The following is a 20,660-nucleotide window of genomic DNA, read 5'->3' as shown; positions in this document are numbered from 1 at the left end:
TTCTCAAGGAACAGACGCGCATCCTCGCTCTTCCCTTGCGGGTCCTGCTCGGAGGCAACCGTTCAAACTTATCCGACCTTTTCTCGCTGTGCAAATCGGCGGGATTCCGTGGATTCCTGCACGACTACCGAGAAAGGCCGCCCTTCTCAGAGGGGACAACGATGTCGTCCGATCTTTGTAGGGGGTTGTCGCCTCCGGGGAGCGTCCGCTGGCTTGAGGCCTGCGTGTCGCATCCACCCTCGCGGGCTGACTCGGAATACTCTAGGCGAGTGCGTGCCGCGATGGCAAACCCGCAGGGTGTGACCGCGGACACGTGGCCACCGTCCGCGGGATCCCGCGGTTCATCGGCTCCGACCGTGGCGGCGGCGCACCACGGAACCCAAGCGGGGACACCGGTGTGCGGCCCGGTCGCCGCAGGCCGGTGTCCTCCCCGTCGGGGAGTGCACCGGCCTGCAGCGACTGTCAGGGAGATCAGTCAGCGAGCTCTGCGACGACGAGCGTCTTCTTGCCACGGCGCAGCAGCACGAAGCGGCCCGCAAGGACGTCGTCCGCCGAGAGCAGCGCCTCGTCGGACGTCACCTTGACGTTGTTGACGTACACGCCACCCTCCGCGACCGCGCGACGCGCGTCCGACTTCCCGCGGAACACGTCCGTCGCAGCCAGCACGTCGACCACCGCATCGCCGACGCGGGCCGCGACGGACGGGAGGCCCGAGACCGCCGCTGCCAGCGTCGCGTCGTCGAGCTCCGCGAGATCGCCGCGACCGAACAGCGCCTGGGACGCCGCGATCGCCTGCTGCGCCTCACGCTCACCGTGGACGAGCGTCGTCACGTCGAGCGCGAGCGCCCGCTGTGCCTCACGCGCGGCCGGCCGCTCAGCGACCGCCGCCTCGAGCTCCGCGATCTGCTCGCGAGTACGGAACGTGAACGTCCGCAGCCAGCCGATGACGTCCTCGTCGGCCGCGTTGAGCCAGAACTGGTAGAACGCGTACGGGGTCATCATGTCCGGGGCGAGCCACACGGCGCCGCCCTCCGACTTTCCGAACTTCGTGCCGTCCGCCTTCGTGATGAGCGGTGTCGTGAGCGCGTGCAGCGCGAGACCGTCCGACTTGCGCGCAAGCTCGACGCCCGAGAGCAGGTTGCCCCACTGGTCGTTGCCGCCAGTCTGGAGCGTCACCCCATGACGGCGGTGCAGCTCGAGGAAGTCCATGCCCTGGAGGATCTGGTAGCTGAACTCCGTGAACGAGATGCCCTCGTCCGACGCGAGCCGGCGCGCGACCGTGTCCTTCGCAAGCATCGTGCCCAGGCGGTAGTGCTTGCCGACGTCCCGGAGGAAGTCGAGCGCCGAGAGCCCGCCGTGCCAGTCGAGGTTGTTGACCATGAGCGCCGCGTTGTCACCCTCGAAGGAGAGGAAGCGCTCGATCTGCACGCGAAGACGCTCGACCCACTCGGCCACCGTCGCGCGGTCGTTGAGCACACGCTCCCCCGACATCCGCGGGTCACCGATGAGACCTGTCGCCCCACCGACGAGCGCGATGGGACGGTGTCCCGCAAGCTGGAGGTGACGCAGCAGGACGAGCTGGACGAGGTGCCCGTGGTGGAGGCTCGGCGCCGTCGGGTCGAAGCCGCAGTAATACGTGATCGGGCCGTCCTCGAGAGCCTTGCGCAAGGCGTCGATGTCCGTGGTCTGGGCGATGAGCCCTCGCCACCGGAGCTCGTCAAGAACGTCGGTCACGTCTACTCCTCAGATTCGTGTGCGCAGTCCGGCGCACCCGCCAATTGTGCCCCACCCGCACGACGCCGAGGCGCCGCCCGCCTGTACGCGGACACCGTCGGCTCACCGTCGAGCCAGAAGCGCCACGGGAAGAGACGGCCGTCACCGCCCTCCCCCGACACCCCGACGCGCGGTCCGGAACGGACCGCGGACGACGGCGCGGGTGTCGCCGGCACGCGCAACGTCACGCGGCCGGCCGGGTCGAGCACGTCGGCGCCGTCGACCTCCGGACCGAGGCCGAGCGCGACCGTGAGCCGCGCAGGTCCCCGAGCGAGATCGACGTCCGTGCGCACCGTCCCGCGTCCGCTGCGGCGCCGCCACGCAAGATCACGTCCCTCGACGATCTCGCCCGCGCGCAGCAGCACGGCCGCCGCCTCCCCGTCTGGACCGCACACGACGTTGACGCACGTGTGGATCCCGAGGTGCCGGTACGCGTAGAGGTGCCCCGGTGGGCCGAACATCACGGCGTTGCGTCGCGACGGCCCGCGGAACGCGTGCGACCCGGGGTCCTCAACGCCCTGGTAGGCCTCGACCTCGGTGATCCGCACGACGACGACGCCCTCGGGCGACGCCGCTGCGAGGTGCGCGCCGAGCAGCAGGGGCACAGCGTCGAGCGCCCGGCACGCGAGCAGCGCGCGGTCCGGCACGACGAGTCCCGTAGGGTTCGGGCTGGCGAGCCCCGCCCGTCCCGGCACGCCGGCACCACGAGCACGCGACGCGCCCGCTCGTGCGTCGTCCGACGCCCCACCCGCACCGGGTCCCGGGCGCGTCCGCGCGCTCACGCCGGTTCCGGACCCAGGACGACGTTGCCCTCGCCGTCGAGCACGACGTCCGCGCGCTCGCGCGTCCCGTTGGCCCGGTGGTGCTCCGCCTCGGCGACCATCCACCGGCGCAACTCCCCCTCGAGCGCCGCGCCGTCACGCGCGATCCCCCGGGCGAGCCGCAACTCCTCGGGCGCCTCGACCCACACGATGAAGGGTGCGAACGGCTCCGTGAGCAGGCTCGCCGCACCGACACCCTCGACGACGAGGAAGTCCGCGAGCGGCACCGTGTGCCGCTCGACGTACCGGCCAAGACCCCAGTCGTACCGCCGGTACCGGCCCGGTGTCCCCGCCGCGAGCGGCCCGAGCACCCACTCGAGGAGCCGCTCCGGGCCCTGCTCGAGCCCCGACCACCCCTCGTAGAGGTCGTCCATGTGGATGGTCTGCGCGCCGAGGAGCGGTGCGAGCGCTGCAGCGAGCGTCGTCTTGCCCGAGCCCGCAGGACCGTCGACGCACACGAGACGCATCGCCGCGAGGCCCGCGGGCGCAGCCTCGATCGCGGCGGCCAGACGGGTGACGACGTCGTGCGGGACGGGCATGGCTCCTCCTCAGGCTCCGGATGCGACGAGGGCGGGCCGGAGAATCGGCCCGCCCTCGTCGGCGACGTTGGTGCAGAGACCTCAGGCCCCCACGAACGCGCGGAACTCGGACGCCCGCGCACGCGCCGCCTCGAGCTGCTCAGCCACGCGCACCGGGGCGGTTCCGCCCACGGCATCGCGGGACGCAAGCGACCCCTCGACACTGAGAACGCTACGCACATCGGGCGTCAGGTGCGAGGAGATTCCCGCAAGATCCTCGTCCGTGAGATCCCACAGCTCGATCCCGCGGTCCTCGCACACCTTGACGCACGCGCCCGCGACCTCGTGCGCGACCCGAAACGGCACGCCCTCGCGCACGAGCCACTCAGCGACGTCCGTCGCGAGCGAGAAGCCCTGCGGCGCGAGCGACGCCATGCGCTCCGTGTCGAAGGTCATCGTCGCGACCATGCCGCTGAACGCCGGCAGCAGGACCTCGAGCGTGTCCACCTGGTCGAACACCGGCTCCTTGTCCTCCTGAAGGTCACGGTTGTACGCAAGCGGCAGCCCCTTGAGCGTCGCAAGCAGGCCCGTGAGGTCGCCGATGAGGCGCCCCGCCTTGCCCCGCGCGAGCTCGGCGACATCAGGGTTCTTCTTCTGCGGCATGATGCTCGAGCCCGTCGAGAACGCGTCGTCGAGGCGCACGAAGCCGAACTCCTTCGTGTTCCAGAGGATGACCTCCTCCGCGAGCCGAGAGAGGTCGACACCCACCATCGCCGCGACGAACGCGAACTCCGCCATGACGTCCCGCGACGCCGTGCCGTCGATCGAGTTCTCGACCGGACCCTCGAAGCCAAGCTCGGCCGCGACCGCGGCCGGGTCGAGCCCGAGCGACGATCCCGCGAGTGCCCCCGAGCCGTACGGCGACCGGGCCGCTCGCGCATCCCAGTCGACGAATCGCTCGACGTCGCGCAGCAGCGGCCACGCGTGCGCGAGCAGGTGGTGCGCGAGCAGCACCGGCTGCGCGTGCTGGAGGTGCGTCCGGCCCGGCATCGCGGCCCCCGGGTGCGCGTCCGCCTGCGCGACGAGCGCGTCGACGACGTCGAGCACGAGCCCGACGATGACACGCGCCTCGTCGCGCAGGTACATGCGCGTGAGCGTCGCGATCTGGTCGTTGCGCGACCTGCCCGCCCGTAGCTTGCCGCCGACGTCCGCCCCCGCCCGCTCGATGAGGCCACGCTCGAGAGCGGTGTGCACGTCCTCGTCGTCCGCGCCCGCGACAAAGGCGCCCGACGCGACGTCCGCCGCAAGGCGGTCGAGACCCTCGAGCATCGTCGAAAGCTCGGCGTCGTCGAGCAGACCCGCCGCATGGAGCACGCGAGCGTGCGCCCGCGAGCCCGCGATGTCCTGACCCGCGAGCCGCCAGTCGAAGTGCGTCGACTTCGACAACGCGGCGAGCGCCTGGCTCGGACCACCGGCGAAACGGCCGCCCCACAGGCTCACGCGGGCACCGTCGTCGTGCGCAGCCATCGTCAGAGCGTCCCCGTGCCGAAGTCCACGCCGTTGCCGAACTTCACGTCGCGGGCCGCCGCGAGCTTCGCGGTGAGACCGAAGATCTCGATGAAGCCCTTCGCCTGCGACTGGTCGAACGAGTCGCCCTCGTCGTACGTCGCGAGGTTGAAGTCGTAGAGGCTCGTCTCGGCGCGACGGCCCGTCACCGTCGCCCGACCGCCGTGAAGCGTCACGCGGATGTCGCCCGAGACGTAACGCTGCGTGTCGTCGATGAAGACGTCGAGCGACTTCTTGAGCGGCGAGAACCACATGCCGTCGTACACGAGCTCGCTCCAGCGCTGCTCGATGCCCCGCTTGAAGCGCGCCTGCTCACGCTCGATCGTCACGTTCTCGAGCTCCTGGTGCGCGGCGATGAGCGCCATCGCACCCGGCGCCTCGTAGATCTCGCGCGACTTGATGCCGACGAGACGGTCCTCGACGATGTCGATACGACCGACGCCCTGGGCGCCCGCCCGACGGTTCATCTCCTGGATCGCCTGGAGCGGCGTCACGGCGACGCCGTCGAGAGCGACCGGGACACCCTGCTCGAAGGTGATGACGACCTCGTCCGCGACCGGCGGGAACGTCGGGTCGTCCGTGTAGGAGTAGACGTCCTTCGTCGGGCCGTTCCAGATGTCCTCGAGGAAGCCCGTCTCGACGGCGCGGCCCCAGACGTTCTGGTCGATCGAGAACGGGTTGTGCTTCGTCGTCGCGATCGGGAGCGAGTGCTTCTCCGCGTACGCGATGGCCTTGTCACGCGTGAGCGCGAGATCGCGCACGGGCGCGATCGTCTTGAGGTCCGGGGCGAGCGACGTCGTCGCGACCTCGAAGCGCACCTGGTCGTTGCCCTTGCCCGTGCAGCCGTGCGCGACCGTCGTCGCGCCGAACTGGCGCGCCGCACGCACGAGGTGCTTGACGATCGTCGGACGCGAGAGCGCCGAGACGAGCGGGTAGCGGTCCATGTAGAGCGCGTTGGCACGCAGGGCAGGCATGCAGTACTCCGCCGCGAACTCCTCGCGCGCGTCGGCGACGTAGGCCTCGACGGCGCCGCAGTCGAGGGCTCGCTGGCGGATGACCTCGAGGTCCTCCCCGCCCTGACCGAGGTCGACGGCGACGGCGATGACCTCGGCGCCCGTCGCCTCCGCGATCCAGCCGATGGCGACAGAGGTGTCCAGGCCGCCGGAGTAGGCGAGCACGACGCGATCAGTCATGACGATTCTCTTTCTCGAATGCTGTGGTTGACGTGAAGTGTGACAGGGATCTGAGGGTGCGGAGGACCGCGTCCGTCAGCCGCCCTCGGCGAGCTGCAGGAGGCGCGCCGCGATGGCCGCGCCGCCCTCCTCGCCCTCACGGGCGATGACGAGCACCGTGTCGTCGCCCGCGATCGTGCCGAGGACGCCGGGCAGGACCGAGTGGTCAAGCGCCGAGGCAAGGTAGTGCGCCGCACCCGGGGGGGTACGCAGGACCACGAGGTTGCCCGACGTCTCCGCCGAGACGAGCAGTTCCTCGCACAGCCTGGCGAGGCGCGCGACGAGCGACTCTGCGTCCGCCGAGGCCTGGAGGCTCTGGTCGCCGCCCTCCCCCGGAACCGCGTACACCGAGACGCCGTCCGCGGTGCGGACCTTCTGCGCCCGCAGCTCGATGAGATCGCGCGACAGCGTCGCCTGCGTCACCTGGAGACCGTCGGCCGCGAGTCGTCCCGCGAGCTCCGTCTGGGAGTGGATCTGCTCGGAGACGAGGAGCGCGCGGATGCGCGCGTGCCGGGCCGCCTTCGTCGAGGGCGTCCCCGTGGCCCCGCGGTCGTCGACGTTCGTCACGCGTGCTCCAGGAGCCATGTGAGGAGCGCCTTCTGCGCGTGGAGACGGTTCTCCGCCTCGTCCCAGACGACCGACTGCGGACCGTCGAGGACCTCGGCCGCGATCTCCTTGCCGCGGTAGGCCGGCAGGCAGTGGAGGACGATCGCGTCGGGCTGCGCGTGCGCGAGCAGCGCCGCGTCGAGCGCGAAGGGCACGAAGGGTGCCTCACGCTGCGCCTGCTGGTCCTCCTGCCCCATCGACACCCACGTGTCCGTCGCGATCGCGTCCGCGCCCGCGACGGCGGCGACAGGGTCGCTCGTCACGAGCACCGAGCCCCCGGTCGACGCCGCGATGCGCGTCGCGTCGGCGACGACGCCCGCGTCCGGCAGGAAACCCTCGGGCGTGCCGATGCGGACGTGCATGCCAGCCGTCGCGCCGCCGAGCAGGTACGAGTGCGCCATGTTGTTCGCGCCGTCGCCCACGTACGCGAGCGTCTGGCCCGGGAGGTCGTCGACGCCGCCACGGTGCTGTGCGACCGTCATGAGGTCCGCGAGGATCTGGCACGGGTGGAACTCGTCGGTGAGCGCGTTGACGACGGGGACGCCCGCGTGCACGGCCATCTCCTCGACCCGCTCCTGGCCGAACGTGCGCCACACGATCGCCGCAGCCTGGCGGCCGAGCACGCGCGCCGTGTCCGCAACAGGCTCCCCGCGGCCGAGCTGAGAGCCCGCCGCGTCGATGACGAGCGGGTAGCCGCCAAGCTCCGCGACACCCACCGAGAACGACACGCGTGTGCGCGTCGACGGCTTGTCGAAGATCACCGCGACGGCGCGCGGACCCTTGAGCGGCGTCCGCAGGAACCGGTCGGAGTGGAACTCGAGCGCAAGCTCGATGACCTCACGCTGCTCGGCCGGGGTGAGGTCGTCGTCGCGGAGGAAGTGCCGGGTCATGCGAGCTCCTCGGGGGTGGGGACGGGCACGGTCGCGAGGAAGCCGACGAAGTCGTCGACCTGGTCGCGCGTGAGGATGAGTGGCGGGGCGAGGCGCAGTGCGTCGGGCGCGACCGCGTTGACGACGAAGCCCGCCTCGAGCGCGGCCGCCGCGACCTGCGGCGCCACGGGCGCCGCGAGCTCGACCGCGACGAGCAGTCCCACGCCGCGGGCCCCGACGACGAGGGGGTTGCCGCAGGCCGAGACCTGCGCGCGCAGATAGTCCCCCGTGGCCCGGACCTGCGCGAGCAGCGCGTCACGCTCGATGACGCCGATCGTCGCGAGCGCGGCCGCCGCGGCAACCGGGTTGCCGCCGAACGTCGTGCCGTGCTGGCCCCTGCCGAGAAGCGTCGCCGCCCTCTCGCCGAACGCCACGACCGCACCGATCGGGAAGCCGCCGCCGAGCCCCTTGGCGAGCGTCACGACGTCGGGGACGATCCCCTCCCCGATCTCCGGGTCCTGGAACGCGAACCAGCGGCCCACGCGACCCGCACCCGTCTGCACCTCGTCGAGGACGAGGAGCGCGCCGTGCGCCGCCGTGAGCTCGCGGGCCCGCGCAAGGTAGCCAGCAGGATGCCGCCGCACGCCCGCCTCGCCCTGGACGGGCTCGAGCACGAGCGCGCTCACGAGGTCGCCGTCGGTCGCGAACGCGGCCTCGAGCGCCGCGACGTCACCGAAGGGCAGGAACTCGACCCCGCCCGGGAGCGGCTCGAACGGCTCGCGGTACTGCGGCTTGCTCGTGAGCGACAGCGCCCCCATCGTGCGGCCGTGGAACGCGCCCTCGAGCGCGAGCACGCGCGGACGGGCCGACCCGTCCGGACGACGGTTGCGGCGCGACATCTTCAGTGCCGCCTCGTTGGCCTCCGTGCCCGAGTTCGCGAAGAACACGCGCGAGCCCTCCGGGGCGACCGCGAGGTTGAGCAGCCGCTCGGCGAGCGCGACCTGCACGGGCGTCGCGAAGAAGTTCGAGACGTGACCGAGCGTGCCGAGCTGAGCGCTCACCGCCGCGGTGAGCGTCGGGTGCCCGTGACCGAGCGCGTTGACCGCGATCCCTGCGAGCAGGTCGAGGTAGCGCCGTCCGTCGGCGTCCCACACGTAGGCGCCCTCGCCCCGCACGAGCACGCGCTGAGGGGTGCCGAACGTGTCCATGACAGCGCCCGCGTACCGGCGCGTCCACGCATCGCCGTCCGCCGCGGGAAGGTTCGTCGTCGTCGAGCTGAGGTCGCTCACGCGACCACCTCCGAGGGGTCGAGCTTGACGAGGGTGCCGTTGCCGGCATCCGTAAACGTCTCGAGGAGAACCGAGTGCGCGACGCGACCGTCGATGACCGTCGCGCGCGACACCCCGCCCTCGACCGCACGCAGGCACGCCTCCATCTTGGGAATCATGCCGCTCGCAAGCGACGGCAGGAGCTCCCGCAACTCGGTCGACGTGATCTCTGCGACGAGCGAGTCCCGGTCCGGCCACGACGTGTAAAGGCCCTCGACGTCCGTGAGGACGATGAGCTTGCGCGCACCGAGCGCGACCGCGAGAGCCGCCGCAGCCGTGTCAGCGTTGATGTTGAGGACCTGAGTCGGGTCCGTGACGTCGGGCGCGATCGTCGAGACGACGGGGATCCGCCCCGCGTCGAGCAGATCCTGGACCGCCTGCGGGTTGACCGCCACGACGTCACCGACAAGGCCGACGTCGACCTGGTCGCCCTCGACCGTCGCCGTACGCCGTTCGGCCTGCAGCAGGGCGCCGTCCTCGCCCGAGAGCCCGACCGCGTACGGGCCGTGCGCGTTGATGAGGCCGACGAGCTCGCGGGAGACCTGCCCCGTGAGCACCATGCGGACGACGTCCATGGCCTCCGGAGTCGTCACCCGGAGGCCACCGCGGAACTCCGACTCGATGCCGAGCCGGCCGAGCATCGCGGAGATCTGCGGGCCGCCGCCGTGGACGACGACGGGGCGCAGGCCCACCTGGCGCAGGAAGACCATGTCCTCCGCGAACGCAGCCTTGAGGGCGTCGTCGACCATCGCGTTGCCGCCGTACTTGACGACGACGAGCGCGCCGTCGAGGTCGCGCAGCCAAGGCAGCGCCTCGACGAGCACCTCGGCGCGCTGAGCGGGCGTGAGGTCGAGCGGTGCGGTCACGGGAGGGGCTCCTCGGGGTGGTCGGGCAGGTCGGTGGGCACGAGCGGGCGCGTTCGGGCGCGGGCTCAGGTGGAGTACGCGCTGTTCTCGTGGACGTAGTCGTGCGTGAGGTCGTTCGTCCACACGGTCGCCTCAGCAGGACCCGCGTGGAGGTCGACGACGACGTGGACCTCGCGGTCCGCAGCGAGGTCGACGAGCGTGCGGTCCTCGCCGACGCCACCCGCGCGGCACACCTGGACGCCGTTGATCGAGACGTCGAGCGTGAGTGCGTCGAACGGGGCGACGGACTCCGGGACGGTGCCGACCGCGGAGAGCACGCGACCCCAGTTGGGGTCGTTGCCGAAGATCGCAGCCTTGAAGAGGTTCGAGCGCGTGACGGCGCGGGCGACGGCGACGGCCGCGTCCTCGCTCGTCGCCCCGACGACGCGCACGGAGATGTCGTGGCTCGCACCCTCAGCGTCAGCGACGAGCTTGCGCGCGAGCTCCGCGCACACCGCGGTGAGCGCCTCGGTGAGCTCGGCGAGGCTCGCGGCGACGCCCGACGCGCCGCTCGCGAGGAGGACGACCGTGTCGTTCGTCGACATGCAGCCGTCGGAGTCGACACGGTCGAAGGTCGTCGCCGTCGCCGCCCGCAGCGCGGCGTCCGCGGTGGCGGCGTCGACGACGGCGTCCGTCGTGATCGTGCACAGCATCGTCGCGAGGCCCGGGGCGAGCATGCCCGCCCCCTTCGCCATGCCCCCGACCGTCCACGCGCCGCCGGCCCCCGTCGCGACGGCCGTCTTCGGCACCGTGTCCGTCGTCATGATCGCGATGGCCGCGTCGCCGCCGCCGTCGGCCGCAAGTCCCGACGCGGCCGCGTCGGCGCCCGCGAGAAGGACGTCCATGGGCAGGCGCTCGCCGATGAGGCCCGTCGAGCACACGACGACGTCGCCCGCGGACACGTCGAGCAGGCCCGCGACGTGCTCGGCCGTGCGATGCGTGTCCGCGAAGCCCTCGGGCCCCGTGCACGCGTTGGCACCGCCCGAGTTGAGGACGACGGCGCGGGCGCGGCCGTCCGCGACGACCTGGCGCGACCACACGACGGGCGCCGCGACGACACGGTTACTCGTGAAGACGCCGACCGCGACGTCGAGCGGGCCGTCGTTGACGACGAGGGCGAGGTCCGGCTTGCCCGACGCCTTGAGCCCGGCGGTGACGCCGGCGGCACGGAAGCCCTGGGCGGAGGTGACGCTCACGGGGCGACTCCCTGGACGGTGAGGCCCAGGGTCTCGGGGAGGCCGAGGGCGAGGTTGATGGACTGGACGGCGGCGCCCGCGGTGCCCTTGACGAGGTTGTCGATCGCGGTGACGGTGACGACGCGACCCGCTCGGCGGTCGACTGCGACCTGGACGAGCGCGGTGTTCGCGCCGAGCGTCATCGCGGTCGACGGCCACGTGCCCTCGGGCAGGAGGTGGACGAACGGCTCGTCCGCGTAGGCGTCGGCCCAGGCCGCGCGGACCTGCGCGTCGGTGAGCGCAGGGTCGACGAGGCGGGCCGTCGCGGTCGCGAGGATGCCCCGTGCCATCGGCACGAGCGTCGGGGTGAACGAGATCGTCACGTCCCCGGCGCCAGCGGAGCGCAGGTTCTGCGCGATCTCGGGGATGTGGCGGTGCGTGCCGCCGACCGCGTACGGAGAGGCCGAGCCCAGAGCCTCCGACGCGAGCAGGGGCGTGCGCAGTGACTTGCCGGCGCCCGAGTAGCCGTTGGCGAGGACCGCGACGAGGTCGGTGGGCTCGACGATGCCCGCGGCAACGCCCGGCTGGAGACCGAGGGTGACGGCCGTGACGTTGCAGCCCGGGACGGCGATGCGACGTGCGCCGGCGAGGTGGGTGCGCTGGCGGCCGCCGCCCGCGGTGAGGAGCTCGGGCATGCCGTACGGCCACGTGCCCGCGTGCTCCGACCCGTAGTAGTCCTGCCAGTCCTCGGCCGAGGCGAGGCGGTGGTCGGCTCCGAGGTCGACGACGAGCGTCTCTGCGGGGAGCTGCGCTGCGATCTCGCCCGACGCCCCATGGGGCAGGGCGAGGACGACGACGTCGTGCCCCGCGAGGGTCGCGGGCGTCGTCGGCTCGAGGATGCGGTCCGCGAGCGCGCGGACGTGCGGCTGGTGCTGGCCGAGCGGCTGACCCGCCGAGCTGTGGGCGGTGAGCGCGCCGATGCGGGCCTCGGGATGGTCGGCGAGGAGCCGGAGGACCTCGCCGCCGGCGTATCCGCTGGCGCCGGCGACGGCGACTGAGAACGTCATGCGCATCAACATACACGCTCACGCATAAACATGCACCGGCTGTCCGCGTGTCGCGGACAGCCGGTGCACTGAGGGAATCAGAGGTGACGCGGCGTCCGCTTCTCGGCGCTCACGAACCATGCGTACTGCTCGAGCTGCTCGAGGACCCCGTGGAGGATGTCCGCGCTCGTCGGATCCTCCTCGTCGACATCGTCGTGCACCCGACGCACCGTCGCCGTCGTCGCCTCGATCGCCGCCGTCACAAGATCGACGGCGTCCGACGTGCTCACCTCACCGCCCGGAAGCTCAGGGAGCGTCGTCGTCGCAGCCACCACGTCCGACCGACCGTCCGGAACCGCGTGGAGAGCCCGCATCCGCTCCGCGACGGTGTCGCTCGCCTCCCGCGCGACCTCGACGATCTCGTCGAGGACCAGGTGCATGTCGCGGAAGTTGGTCCCCACGACGTTCCAGTGCACCTGCTTGCCCTGGAGGCTCAGCTCGACGAGGTCGACGAACACCTCCTGCAGATGGCCCGTGAGCTTCTCCGAGGCCCGGAACCCGGCCTCCGCGTTCTCGCGGCGCGTCCGGCGCGGCCCCGCGTCCGCCGCGACCTTCACCGTGGCCGCAGCAGCCTTCTTCGTCGCCGGCTTCTTGTTCGTCGTCGCCATGACTCCTCCTTCGTCCGTCGTCGAGATGAGAGAGTGCGGACGCCGCCGCCCCGCTGTCCGGGGAGATCCGACGCTGCCGCACCCGTCCCTCCCGACGCTAGGCCTGCGGGATGAGCCCGGCAACCGGGCCCATCCCGCACCGCCCGATCCGCGAGCGCGCAACGTCGTCACAGCGCAGCGAGCACCGTCCTGCGCGCGCTCCCCTCGCCGAGCTCAGCGACGTTGACGACGGCCGACACCCGCGCGGGAGACCCGCCGAGCACGACGATCCGGTCCGCGAGCGTGAGCGCCTCCTCGACGTCGTGCGTGACGAGCACGACGGCCCGCGTCGGACCGAGCCCTCCTGTGCGCCGCTCCACGTCAAGCCACGCGCCCGTGCTGCGGCGCGTGAGGGCGTCGAGCGCGCCGAACGGCTCGTCGAGCAGGAGCAGACGACGCCCCGCGAGCACCGTCCGGGCGACCGCCACCCGCTGCCGCATGCCGCCCGAGAGCTCGTGCGGCCACGCCCGCGACGACCCACCGAGGCCGAAGCGCGCGAGCAGCGTCGTCGCGGCCTCCCGCCGCTCGCGGCGCGGCAGACCGCGCACCTCGCCGCCGAGAACGACGTTGCCGAGCGCTCGACGCCACGGCAGCAGCGCGTCGTGCTGCGGCATCCACGCGACGTCCCGCCGCCCCGCGTCCCACGGGACCCGTACCTCCTCCGCGACGACACGTGCAGCACGCGGCTCGAGGCCTGCGAGCACCCGCAGGAGCGTCGACTTGCCGCAGCCCGACGCACCGAGGACCGCGACAAGCTCGCCATCGTCCACGGTGAGGTCGACACCGCGGAGCACGTCGCGCTCTCCGAACGCCACCGTGAGCCCGCGGACCTCGACGAGCGGCGCACCCGCACCACCCGCCGCCCCGGTGCGCGCCGGGCGGACGTCAGTCGAGGAGCTCATCGGTCCATGCCGCGTCCGTGTCGAACCCGTCCTCGACGAGGTCGTGGTCCTCGAGGAACGCGACGAACGCGTCCCATGTCGCCTTCTCCTGACGGCCCCACTCCTCCGCGGACGGCGCGAAGCGCTCCGCGAGATAGCGGGCGCTCGGCTCGACGAGCGCCCGGTCGAGCTCGGGCGCCCGCGCGAGCAGCGCATCCGCCGCCGCCTGCGGGTCGGTCATCGACGCCCGGTAGCCGCGGGCGAGGACGTCGAGCGTGTCGTCGAGCAGGGCCCGGTCCGTCGTGAGCCGCGCACCCTGCACCGCGAGGAGCGGCGTGTACCAGTCGGGGATGCAGCTCGTGTGCTCGGCGAACGGGATCGTCGTGACGTCGAGGCCGTCGACCTCAAGCATGCGGATCGTGTCCCACGCGTCGAACACCCACGTCGTGTCGTAGAAGTCCTGCTCGAGGTCCGCGCGCGCGTCGTTGCTCACCATGGGGACACGCTCGACCTTGCCAGGGTCGCCGCCGTCGCAGCGCACAAGCTCGTCGATGAGCGCGTTCTCGAGCTGGCCGCCGTAGCCTCCGTACCGCTTGCCCTCGAGGTCCTTGGGCCGCGTGATGCCGTCGGAGCCGAGCGCGAGCAGGCTCGACGTGTTCGAGCGGATGACGGTCGCGACCGCGACGACGTCCGCGCCCTTCTCGCGGGCCGGGACGAGCGCCTCCGCGACGGAGAAGACGACGTCGGCGTTGCCCGTCGCGACGAGCTGGAGGCCCGACGCCTCCCCCGGCTCGACGATCTGCGGGTCGAGACCCTTCTCGGCGAACCAGCCGTTCTCAAGCGCGAGGTAGAGGCCGAGGTGGTTGGTGTTGGGCGTCCAGTCGAGGACGATGCGCACCGGTCGCAGTCCCGCGTCGCGATCGGCGCGCGCGTCGGTCGCGCAGCCCGCGGGCACCGCGAGCGCGAGGGCGGCGAGGGCGGCCGCAAGGGTGCGGCGCACAGGGTTCTTCGTGGTCATATGGTTCTCCTGGTGGGGTGGGTGGGGTTGGGCAGTGCCTCAGCGCCGCTGCCACGGCAGCGCGCCGCGGCACACGAGGTCGACGACGACGTAGACGAGCGCTGTGAGGACCGAGACCGCAGCGATCGCGACGAGCACGAGTTCGACGTCGTAGGACTTGCGGGCACGCTGGACGACGACACCGAGCCCGCTCGACGCCGCGAGGTACTCCGCGACGACGGCCGCGCCGATCGCGTAGGTCGCCGCGACCCGCAGGCCCGCGAGGGCGCCGGGCAGGGCAGCAGGGACGCGGACGACGACGAGCGTGCGCAGTCGGCCGCCGCCGAGCCCGCGGACCATGTCCGCGAGCGCGACGTCAGCCTCGCGCATCGCTGCCGTCGCCGAGACGAGCACGGGGAAGAACACCGTGAGCGCGACGACGACGACCTTGGGTGCGAGGCCGAAGCCCATCCACAGGACGAGCAGCGGCGCAAGGACGATCGATGGGATCGTCTGCGTGACGGTGATGAGCGGGCCGACGGCGCGCGACAGCCACGTCGACGCGGCCGTCGCCACCGCGAGGAGGCCGCCTGCGGCGACACCGACGAGGAGGCCGAGCCCGGCTTCCGTGAGGGTCGTCGTCACGTGCGGGACGAGCGTCGGTGCGGCCTCGACGGCGCGCGTGGCGATGTCGGACGGTGCGGGCAGGACGAACGCGGGCAGCACGCCCGAGCGCGCCGCGCGCTCCCACACGAGCAGGAGCGCGGCGGCGAGCAGGGCGGGCGGCCACACGGCGTGGAAGGCCGCCCGTGTTCTCACGGGCGGTGCTTCGTCACGAGGTCCGCGATGCGCGGGCCACGGTCGCCCGCGGCGCCCGCGACCTTGATGTGGCTGATGACGCTCGCCGCGCCGTCGGCGAGGACGGCCTCGTGCGCGGCGCGCAGGACGGACCAGATCTCGTCGGGCGTGCCTTCGAGCGTCGTGCCCATGGCGCCGACCTCGCTCACGAGGCCGGACGCCTTGATGACCGCGATCGCGGCGTCGACGTGGGGGTAGGGGACGGCGGTCGGGTCCGCGGGGCGGGGTGCGACCTGGATCTCGGCGATCATGGGGACTCCTCGGTTCGAGGGTCGTGCCGCAGGAGGTGCGCGTACGCGCACGAACGTCCCGGCGCGTGGCGTCCGGGGGCGTGCGTCGCCCCAGGGCGCGCACGGCAAGGATCGGGGCACCGCTGAGGGCGACCCCACGCTCCCTCCGCTGGCATGACCCAGTTCAGGTTCGCGGGTCGGCGGCTCGGGCACATGGCCCATCCGCCCTCTCAGCTCGGTGTACCGAGCTCCCCGGCGTGTGACGTCATCACGTTATCCGGACATGGGACGAACCGCCGTTCAACAGCGCAACCGTCCCACCTGTCGGTCATCCCGCGGACGCGTTGCTCGCCGCGTGGGGCCGACGGTGGTTGGGTGGACGGGTGAGAGCGATCCAGGCAGCACGCCCCGGCGGTCCCGACGTCCTCGAGGTCGTCGACCTCCCCGCCCCCGTCCCCGGACCGGGCGAGGTCCTTGTCGACGTCGCCGTCGCCGGCGTGAACTTCATCGACACCTACCGACGCGGCGGCGTCTACCCGCAGCCGTTCCCCCACGTCCCCGGCGTCGAGGGCGCAGGCGTCGTGCGCGCGCTCGGCGACGACGTCACGGGCGTCGCCGTCGGCGACAGGGTCGCGTGGTTCGACGCCCCCGGCTCGTACGCCGAGCAGGTCGTCGTCCCTGCCGACCGCACGCTCGCGGTGCCCGACGGCATCGACCTGCCGACCGCTGCGGCGCTCGCCCTCCAGGGGCTCACCGCACACTACCTCGTCGACTCGAGCTTTCCCGTCGGCCCAGGGCACGACGTCCTCGTCCACGCCGGTGCGGGCGGCGTCGGCCTGCTCCTCACCCAGCTCGCGGTCGCGCGGGGCGGCCGCGTCGTCTCGACCGTCTCGTCCGACGCGAAGGCCGCGCTCGCGCGCGACGCCGGAGCAGCCGAGGCCCTCCGCTACGACCTTCTCGACGACCTCACGACCGAGCTCCCGAGCCTCGTGCGCGACCTCGTGCCCGAGGGCGTCGCCGCCGTCTACGACGGCGTCGGGCGGACGACGTTCGACGCGTCGCTCGCCTGTCTCGGCGTGCGCGGCACCCTCGTGCTCTTCGGCGGGTCCTCGGGCCAGGTGCCGCCGTTCGACCTCCAACGTCTCAACACGGGCGGTTCACTGTTCGTCACGCGGCCGACGCTCGCGCACCACGTGCGCACGCGCGGCGAGCTGCTCGAGAGGTCCGACGAACTCTTCCGCCTCGCAAGCATCGGTGCGTTGAGCACCCGCATCGGACTCACCGTGCCGCTCGAGGACGCCGTATCCGCGCACACGGCGCTCGAGGGTCGGCGCACGACCGGCAAGGTGCTGCTCGAGGTCAGGCGGGACCTCGCGTGAGCACGGCGACTACGTTGACCCCATGAGCGACTTCGATGACCTCGTGGCCGACGTCCGAGCCTTCTCCGAGGAACGCGGCTGGCCTGCTGTCCAGAGCCCCAAGAATCTCGCCATGGCGATCACGGGCGAGGCCGGCGAGCTCGCGGCCGAGCTCCAGTGGCTCGGCTCAGAGGAGTCCCGGGCCGCGGTCCGGGACGACGACGCGCTCCGTGAGCGCGTCGCCATGGAGATGGCCGACGTCGTCATCTACCTCGCCCGCCTCGCTGACGTCGCCGGCGTCGACCTCATGGACGCTGCGCGCCGCAAGCTCAACCGCAACCACGAGCGTTTCCCCGTCGGGACGTCGCTGCGGCTGCGCAGCGACCGCCCCACGGCGCCGTGAGCGCACGCTCCCCGGAACCTCCCGGGTTCCTCCCAGCCGCGACCCCTACGCTGGTGGCATGACCGCGCTCCACGGACCTCACGGCGACCTCGCGCAGCTCCTCCCGGACGACGAGACCCTCGCCCGCGTGTTCGAGCTCCGTACCGAGTTCACGGCGTTCATGCTCCAGTACAAGTTCGCCATCGACGAGGTCCTCACGAAGGTCTCGATCCTCCGCGACGAGTTCACGCACCTCCACCACGAGAACCCCATCGAGCACGTCACCTCGCGGCTCAAGTCGCCCGAGTCCGTCCTCGACAAGGTCGAGCGCAAGGGCGTCACACCGGACTTCGACGCGATCCGGTCCTCGATCCTCGACATCGCGGGCGTGAGGATCATCTGCTCGTTCGTCCCCGACATCTACACGGTGCTCGAGGCGCTGCGCCGGCAGGACGACCTCACGGTCCTCGCCGTCAAGGACTACATCGCCGAGCCGAAGCCGAACGGCTACCGCTCGCTCCACCTCATCGTCTCGGTGCCGGTCTTCCTCTCGTCAGGCACGGTCCCCGTCACCGTCGAGATCCAGATCCGGACGAGCGCGATGGACTTCTGGGCGTCGCTCGAGCACAAGATCTACTACAAGTACGACCGGCAGGTGCCCGCCGAGATCGTCGACCGGCTCCGACAGTCCGCGCTCGTCGCCGCCGAGCTCGACGCGACGATGACGGACCTGCGCGACCAGGTCCAGGCGCTCGACGACCGCCACGCGCCGACCTCCGCGCACAGCGGCACAACGCTGCCTGGAGCGATCCCCGCCGACGCTGCGATCGTCCCGCAGCCTTCGCTCCTCGAGCGTCTGCTCACGATGCGTTCCCGGCGAGACTGACCGCTCGAACCGGGACTTTCGCCCCATGAGGTAAGGCTCACCTCATCTATAGCGTCGAGTCATGACTCTCGCACTGCTTCCTGTCGGGCTCGACGCCGTCGTCGCGCACGTCAACGTCGACGGACCTCTCGGCGCGCGGCTCGCCGAGCTCGGGCTGCGCCCCGGGGCGCACGTCCGCACGACGCACACGGCAGCCGCCGGTGCGCGCGTGGTCGCGCTCGGCGCCGACCGTATCGCGCTCGACCAGGCCACGTGCGGGCGCGTGCAGATCTCGCTGCCATGACAGCGAGCTGCCACGACGCCCCCGGGAGCGGGGGGACTGCGCTCGCCGGAGCACCCGTCGTCGTCCTTCTCGGCAACCCCAACGCAGGGAAGTCCACCCTCTTCAACAGTGCGACCGGCGCGCGGCAGCACGTCGTCAACGCGCCCGGCACGACCGTCGAGGTCGCCGAGGGCACGTGGCGCACGCCGCACGGCACCGTGCGACTCATCGACGCGCCCGGCACCTACTCGCTCGTCGCCCGCTCCCCCGACGAGATCGTCGCGGCACACGCCGCGACCGGGGCCGACGGTCCCGCGCCGGACGCCCTCGTCGTCGTCGCAGACGCAACAACGCTGCCTCGCGCGCTCGTGCTGCTCGGTCAGGTCCTGGCCCCCGGGGCCGTCAGTGACCGGACGCGGGTGGTCGTCGCTCTCACGATGCTGGACGCCGCCCGCGCCCAGGGCGTCACGCTCGACGCGACGGCGCTCTCCGGCGTCCTGGGTCTGCCCGTCGTCGGCGTCGACCCGCGCTCGGGCGCGGGCCTCGACGCCCTCGCGGACATGCTCGTCGCCGACTCTCCCGGCACGGCCGCTCCGCGGCCCGCGTCGGACGACGCCGCCGACGTCTTCGCGTGGACGGCGACGGTCGTCGACGTCCTCGGCGACGCGACCGCTCCCCGCGTCCGGACGACGCTGTCCGACCACGTCGACGCCGCACTGCTCCGCCCGTGGGTCGGGCTGCCCGTCTTCGGCCTCGTCCTGTGGGCGCTGCTGTGGCTCGCGACGACAGCGACTGCGCCCGTCATGGACGGCGTCGGCCGGCTCGTCACGTGGCTCGGCGAGCTCATACGACCAGTCGTCCCCGGCCCGGCGTGGGTCGGCGGGCTCCTCGTCGACGGCGTGCTCCAAGGTGTCGGCACCGTTCTGTCGTTCCTGCCGCTGCTCGCGATCGTCTTCGGCGCGATCGCCGTGCTCGAGGACTCCGGCTACCTCGCACGCGTCGCCGTCGTCACCGATCGCGCCGTGCGGCGCCTCGGCCTCGACGGGCGCGCGGTTCTGCCGCTCGTCCTCGGCTTCGGCTGCAATGTCCCCGCGCTCACCGCGACCCGTACGCTGCCCAACGCCCGTGCACGGCTGCTCGTCGGGCTCGTCATCCCGTGGACGACGTGCCCCGCGCGCCTCACCGTCTACCTGCTCGTCGCGACCGCGGTCGCGCCCGAGCACGCCGCCATCGTCGTCGCGGCCGCCTACCTCGCGAGCGTCGTCCTCGTCGTCGGAGGAGCCTGGGTGCTGCAGCGCACGCTCGTGCGCGATCTCGTACCCGAGGGACTCGTCCTCGCGCTGCCCGCCTACCACCGGCCCGGGCTGCGGGCGACGGCCCGCTCGATCGGCGCACGCTGCGCCTCGTTCGTGAGGCGCGCCGGCTCAGTCATCGTCGCGACGCTCGTCGTCCTCTGGGTGCTGCTCGCCGTGCCGACGACCGGCTCGCATGCCGTCGGCAACGTGCCCGTCGCCGACAGCGCGTACGGAGCGGTCGCGCACGGCCTCGCACCCGCGCTTGCACCCGCGGGCCTCGACGACTGGCACGTCGCTGGCGCCCTCGTCACGGGAGTTGTCGCCAAGGAGGTCGTCGTCGGGGCGCTCGCGCAGGCGTACGCGGTCGACGAGCCCGCCGGCGCAGGGCCGAGCACGCTCACCGAGCACCTGAGCGCGTCCCTCGAGGTCTCGTCGGGCGGAGCGGCGACCGCCGCGGGGATTGCGCTCGTCGTCTTCGTCCTCGCGTACACCCCGTGCATCGCGACGATCGGCGAGCAACGCAGGCTCTTCGGCACGCGCATCGCCGTACTCGCGGCCCTCGGCCAGCTCGCGGTCGCGTGGACGCTCGCGGTCCTCGTCTTCCAGTGCGGCAGGTTGCTGTGAACGTGCTCGACGAGGTGCTCGCGCTCGCGCGCGACGGTGTCACCCCGCCGCGGACCGCCGAACGCCTCGGCGTACCGCTCGGCCTCGTCGAGGCCGCGCTCGACCACTGGAAGCGCACCGGGGCGGTGCGCTCCGCGACGGACGCGTGCCAGACGTGCGGGACCGTCGTCACCCCCGCGTGCGCGACGTGCCCGATCGTGTCGCTGCGGGCCCGCTGACGCACGACTCCGCGTGGGTGCACCCCAGTGGTGGCCTCGCACGCACGGGCGAACACTCGACGGACGAGCCCTCGCCCACCGTGAAGAACCCCTGGCGTACGTTGACACCCACATCTGGTTCGC

General features: G+C 72.4%; 22 protein-coding genes and 1 riboswitch. Of the genes, 6 read left to right on the top strand and 16 right to left on the bottom strand.

Annotation, left to right across the window (positions count from 1 at the left end; all coding sequences use genetic code 11):
• Window positions 1–471 precede the first annotated feature (471 nt).
• The 16 genes from tyrS to IGS67_RS09660 form a co-directional block, all read right to left on the bottom strand.
• Window positions 472–1,734: a tyrosine--tRNA ligase gene (gene tyrS / locus IGS67_RS09735; protein ID WP_192280085.1), complete on the bottom strand. Its 1,263-nt coding sequence runs from the start codon at window positions 1,732–1,734 to the stop codon at window positions 472–474.
• Between the two features lie 2 nt (window positions 1,735–1,736).
• Window positions 1,737–2,420 carry a DNA-3-methyladenine glycosylase gene (locus tag IGS67_RS09730; protein ID WP_192280083.1) on the bottom strand — a complete coding sequence of 228 codons (684 nt, stop codon included), beginning with the start codon at window positions 2,418–2,420 and terminating at the stop codon, window positions 1,737–1,739.
• 131 nt (window positions 2,421–2,551) lie between these two features.
• Window positions 2,552–3,133, bottom strand: coding sequence for a uridine kinase family protein (locus tag IGS67_RS09725; RefSeq protein WP_192280080.1), 582 nt, complete (start codon window positions 3,131–3,133; stop codon window positions 2,552–2,554).
• An 81-nt stretch (window positions 3,134–3,214) separates the two neighbouring features.
• Window positions 3,215–4,639 carry an argininosuccinate lyase gene (gene argH / locus IGS67_RS09720; protein WP_192280078.1) on the bottom strand — a complete coding sequence of 475 codons (1,425 nt, stop codon included), beginning with the start codon at window positions 4,637–4,639 and terminating at the stop codon, window positions 3,215–3,217.
• A gap of 2 nt (window positions 4,640–4,641) precedes the next feature.
• Window positions 4,642–5,871, bottom strand: coding sequence for an argininosuccinate synthase (locus IGS67_RS09715; protein WP_192280076.1), 1,230 nt, complete (start codon window positions 5,869–5,871; stop codon window positions 4,642–4,644).
• Between the two features lie 75 nt (window positions 5,872–5,946).
• Window positions 5,947–6,477, bottom strand: a complete 531-nt coding sequence (locus tag IGS67_RS09710) for an arginine repressor (RefSeq protein ID WP_328742292.1) — start codon at window positions 6,475–6,477, stop codon at window positions 5,947–5,949.
• The gene (gene argF, locus IGS67_RS09705; protein ID WP_192280072.1) at window positions 6,474–7,406 is read right to left on the bottom strand and encodes an ornithine carbamoyltransferase; all 933 of its coding nucleotides are present in this window, start codon (window positions 7,404–7,406) and stop codon (window positions 6,474–6,476) included. The genes IGS67_RS09710 and argF overlap by 4 nt, the downstream gene beginning before the upstream one ends.
• Window positions 7,403–8,674 carry an acetylornithine transaminase gene (locus IGS67_RS09700; protein WP_328742288.1) on the bottom strand — a complete coding sequence of 424 codons (1,272 nt, stop codon included), beginning with the start codon at window positions 8,672–8,674 and terminating at the stop codon, window positions 7,403–7,405. The genes argF and IGS67_RS09700 overlap by 4 nt, the downstream gene beginning before the upstream one ends.
• A complete protein-coding gene (gene argB / locus IGS67_RS09695) occupies window positions 8,671–9,579 on the bottom strand; it encodes an acetylglutamate kinase (RefSeq protein ID WP_192280070.1) in 909 nt (302 codons plus the stop codon). Before argB ends, IGS67_RS09700 begins: the two co-directional genes overlap by 4 nt.
• A gap of 65 nt (window positions 9,580–9,644) precedes the next feature.
• Window positions 9,645–10,814, bottom strand: a complete 1,170-nt coding sequence (argJ, locus tag IGS67_RS09690) for a bifunctional glutamate N-acetyltransferase/amino-acid acetyltransferase ArgJ (RefSeq protein WP_192280068.1) — start codon at window positions 10,812–10,814, stop codon at window positions 9,645–9,647.
• Window positions 10,811–11,860 carry an N-acetyl-gamma-glutamyl-phosphate reductase gene (argC, locus tag IGS67_RS09685; RefSeq protein WP_210767208.1) on the bottom strand — a complete coding sequence of 350 codons (1,050 nt, stop codon included), beginning with the start codon at window positions 11,858–11,860 and terminating at the stop codon, window positions 10,811–10,813. The genes argJ and argC overlap by 4 nt, the downstream gene beginning before the upstream one ends.
• A gap of 77 nt (window positions 11,861–11,937) precedes the next feature.
• Window positions 11,938–12,507 (bottom strand): Dps family protein, encoded by a 570-nt coding sequence (locus IGS67_RS09680; protein WP_192280064.1) that lies wholly within the window; start codon window positions 12,505–12,507, stop codon window positions 11,938–11,940.
• Between the two features lie 167 nt (window positions 12,508–12,674).
• Window positions 12,675–13,448 (bottom strand): ABC transporter ATP-binding protein, encoded by a 774-nt coding sequence (locus IGS67_RS09675; RefSeq protein WP_192280062.1) that lies wholly within the window; start codon window positions 13,446–13,448, stop codon window positions 12,675–12,677.
• A complete protein-coding gene (locus IGS67_RS09670; protein ID WP_192280060.1) occupies window positions 13,432–14,445 on the bottom strand; it encodes an ABC transporter substrate-binding protein in 1,014 nt (337 codons plus the stop codon). The genes IGS67_RS09675 and IGS67_RS09670 overlap by 17 nt, the downstream gene beginning before the upstream one ends.
• Window positions 14,446–14,484: 39 nt before the next feature.
• Window positions 14,485–15,243 carry an ABC transporter permease gene (locus IGS67_RS09665; protein ID WP_192280058.1) on the bottom strand — a complete coding sequence of 253 codons (759 nt, stop codon included), beginning with the start codon at window positions 15,241–15,243 and terminating at the stop codon, window positions 14,485–14,487.
• Window positions 15,240–15,533, bottom strand: coding sequence for a thiamine-binding protein (locus tag IGS67_RS09660; RefSeq protein WP_192280056.1), 294 nt, complete (start codon window positions 15,531–15,533; stop codon window positions 15,240–15,242). Before IGS67_RS09660 ends, IGS67_RS09665 begins: the two co-directional genes overlap by 4 nt.
• Window positions 15,534–15,656: 123 nt before the next feature.
• Window positions 15,657–15,777: riboswitch (TPP riboswitch) on the bottom strand.
• Between the two features lie 118 nt (window positions 15,778–15,895).
• Between IGS67_RS09660 and IGS67_RS09655 the strand changes: the two genes are divergently transcribed.
• The 6 genes from IGS67_RS09655 to IGS67_RS09630 all read left to right on the top strand — a co-directional run bounded on the left by IGS67_RS09655 (window position 15,896) and on the right by IGS67_RS09630 (window position 20,537).
• Window positions 15,896–16,891, top strand: a complete 996-nt coding sequence (locus IGS67_RS09655) for a quinone oxidoreductase family protein (protein ID WP_192280054.1) — start codon at window positions 15,896–15,898, stop codon at window positions 16,889–16,891.
• A 22-nt stretch (window positions 16,892–16,913) separates the two neighbouring features.
• Window positions 16,914–17,273: a nucleotide pyrophosphohydrolase gene (locus IGS67_RS09650; protein ID WP_192280052.1), complete on the top strand. Its 360-nt coding sequence runs from the start codon at window positions 16,914–16,916 to the stop codon at window positions 17,271–17,273.
• A gap of 58 nt (window positions 17,274–17,331) precedes the next feature.
• The gene (locus tag IGS67_RS09645) at window positions 17,332–18,138 is read left to right on the top strand and encodes a GTP pyrophosphokinase (RefSeq protein ID WP_192280050.1); all 807 of its coding nucleotides are present in this window, start codon (window positions 17,332–17,334) and stop codon (window positions 18,136–18,138) included.
• Window positions 18,139–18,199: 61 nt separating this feature from the next.
• The gene (locus tag IGS67_RS09640) at window positions 18,200–18,421 is read left to right on the top strand and encodes a FeoA family protein (protein WP_192280048.1); all 222 of its coding nucleotides are present in this window, start codon (window positions 18,200–18,202) and stop codon (window positions 18,419–18,421) included.
• Window positions 18,418–20,319, top strand: coding sequence for a ferrous iron transporter B (gene feoB / locus IGS67_RS09635; protein ID WP_192280046.1), 1,902 nt, complete (start codon window positions 18,418–18,420; stop codon window positions 20,317–20,319). The genes IGS67_RS09640 and feoB overlap by 4 nt, the downstream gene beginning before the upstream one ends.
• Window positions 20,316–20,537: a hypothetical protein gene (locus IGS67_RS09630; RefSeq protein WP_192280044.1), complete on the top strand. Its 222-nt coding sequence runs from the start codon at window positions 20,316–20,318 to the stop codon at window positions 20,535–20,537. The genes feoB and IGS67_RS09630 overlap by 4 nt, the downstream gene beginning before the upstream one ends.
• Window positions 20,538–20,660: the final 123 nt, after the last annotated feature.

The organism is Flavimobilis rhizosphaerae (assembly GCF_014852685.1).
Classification (GTDB): Bacteria; Actinomycetota; Actinomycetes; order Actinomycetales; family Cellulomonadaceae; genus Flavimobilis; species Flavimobilis rhizosphaerae.
This window is presented reverse-complemented; position numbering and strand designations above follow the sequence as displayed.

What these genes read in the sequence shown, in the direction of transcription:
- IGS67_RS09725 (WP_192280080.1), bottom strand. Translation starts at nt 3,133, where the DNA reads ATGCCCGTCCCGCACGACGTCGTCACCCGTCTGGCCGCCGCGATCGAG.
- argH (WP_192280078.1), bottom strand. Translation starts at nt 4,639, where the DNA reads ATGGCTGCGCACGACGACGGTGCCCGCGTGAGCCTGTGGGGCGGCCGT.
- IGS67_RS09715 (WP_192280076.1), bottom strand. Translation starts at nt 5,871, where the DNA reads ATGACTGATCGCGTCGTGCTCGCCTACTCCGGCGGCCTGGACACCTCT.
- argF (WP_192280072.1), bottom strand. Translation starts at nt 7,406, where the DNA reads ATGACCCGGCACTTCCTCCGCGACGACGACCTCACCCCGGCCGAGCAG.
- argC (WP_210767208.1), bottom strand. Translation starts at nt 11,860, where the DNA reads ATGACGTTCTCAGTCGCCGTCGCCGGCGCCAGCGGATACGCCGGCGGC.
- IGS67_RS09680 (WP_192280064.1), bottom strand. Translation starts at nt 12,507, where the DNA reads ATGGCGACGACGAACAAGAAGCCGGCGACGAAGAAGGCTGCTGCGGCC.
- IGS67_RS09675 (WP_192280062.1), bottom strand. Translation starts at nt 13,448, where the DNA reads ATGAGCTCCTCGACTGACGTCCGCCCGGCGCGCACCGGGGCGGCGGGT.
- IGS67_RS09670 (WP_192280060.1), bottom strand. Translation starts at nt 14,445, where the DNA reads ATGACCACGAAGAACCCTGTGCGCCGCACCCTTGCGGCCGCCCTCGCC.
- IGS67_RS09660 (WP_192280056.1), bottom strand. Translation starts at nt 15,533, where the DNA reads ATGATCGCCGAGATCCAGGTCGCACCCCGCCCCGCGGACCCGACCGCC.
- IGS67_RS09650 (WP_192280052.1), top strand. Translation starts at nt 16,914, where the DNA reads ATGAGCGACTTCGATGACCTCGTGGCCGACGTCCGAGCCTTCTCCGAG.
- IGS67_RS09645 (WP_192280050.1), top strand. Translation starts at nt 17,332, where the DNA reads ATGACCGCGCTCCACGGACCTCACGGCGACCTCGCGCAGCTCCTCCCG.
- IGS67_RS09640 (WP_192280048.1), top strand. Translation starts at nt 18,200, where the DNA reads ATGACTCTCGCACTGCTTCCTGTCGGGCTCGACGCCGTCGTCGCGCAC.
- feoB (WP_192280046.1), top strand. Translation starts at nt 18,418, where the DNA reads ATGACAGCGAGCTGCCACGACGCCCCCGGGAGCGGGGGGACTGCGCTC.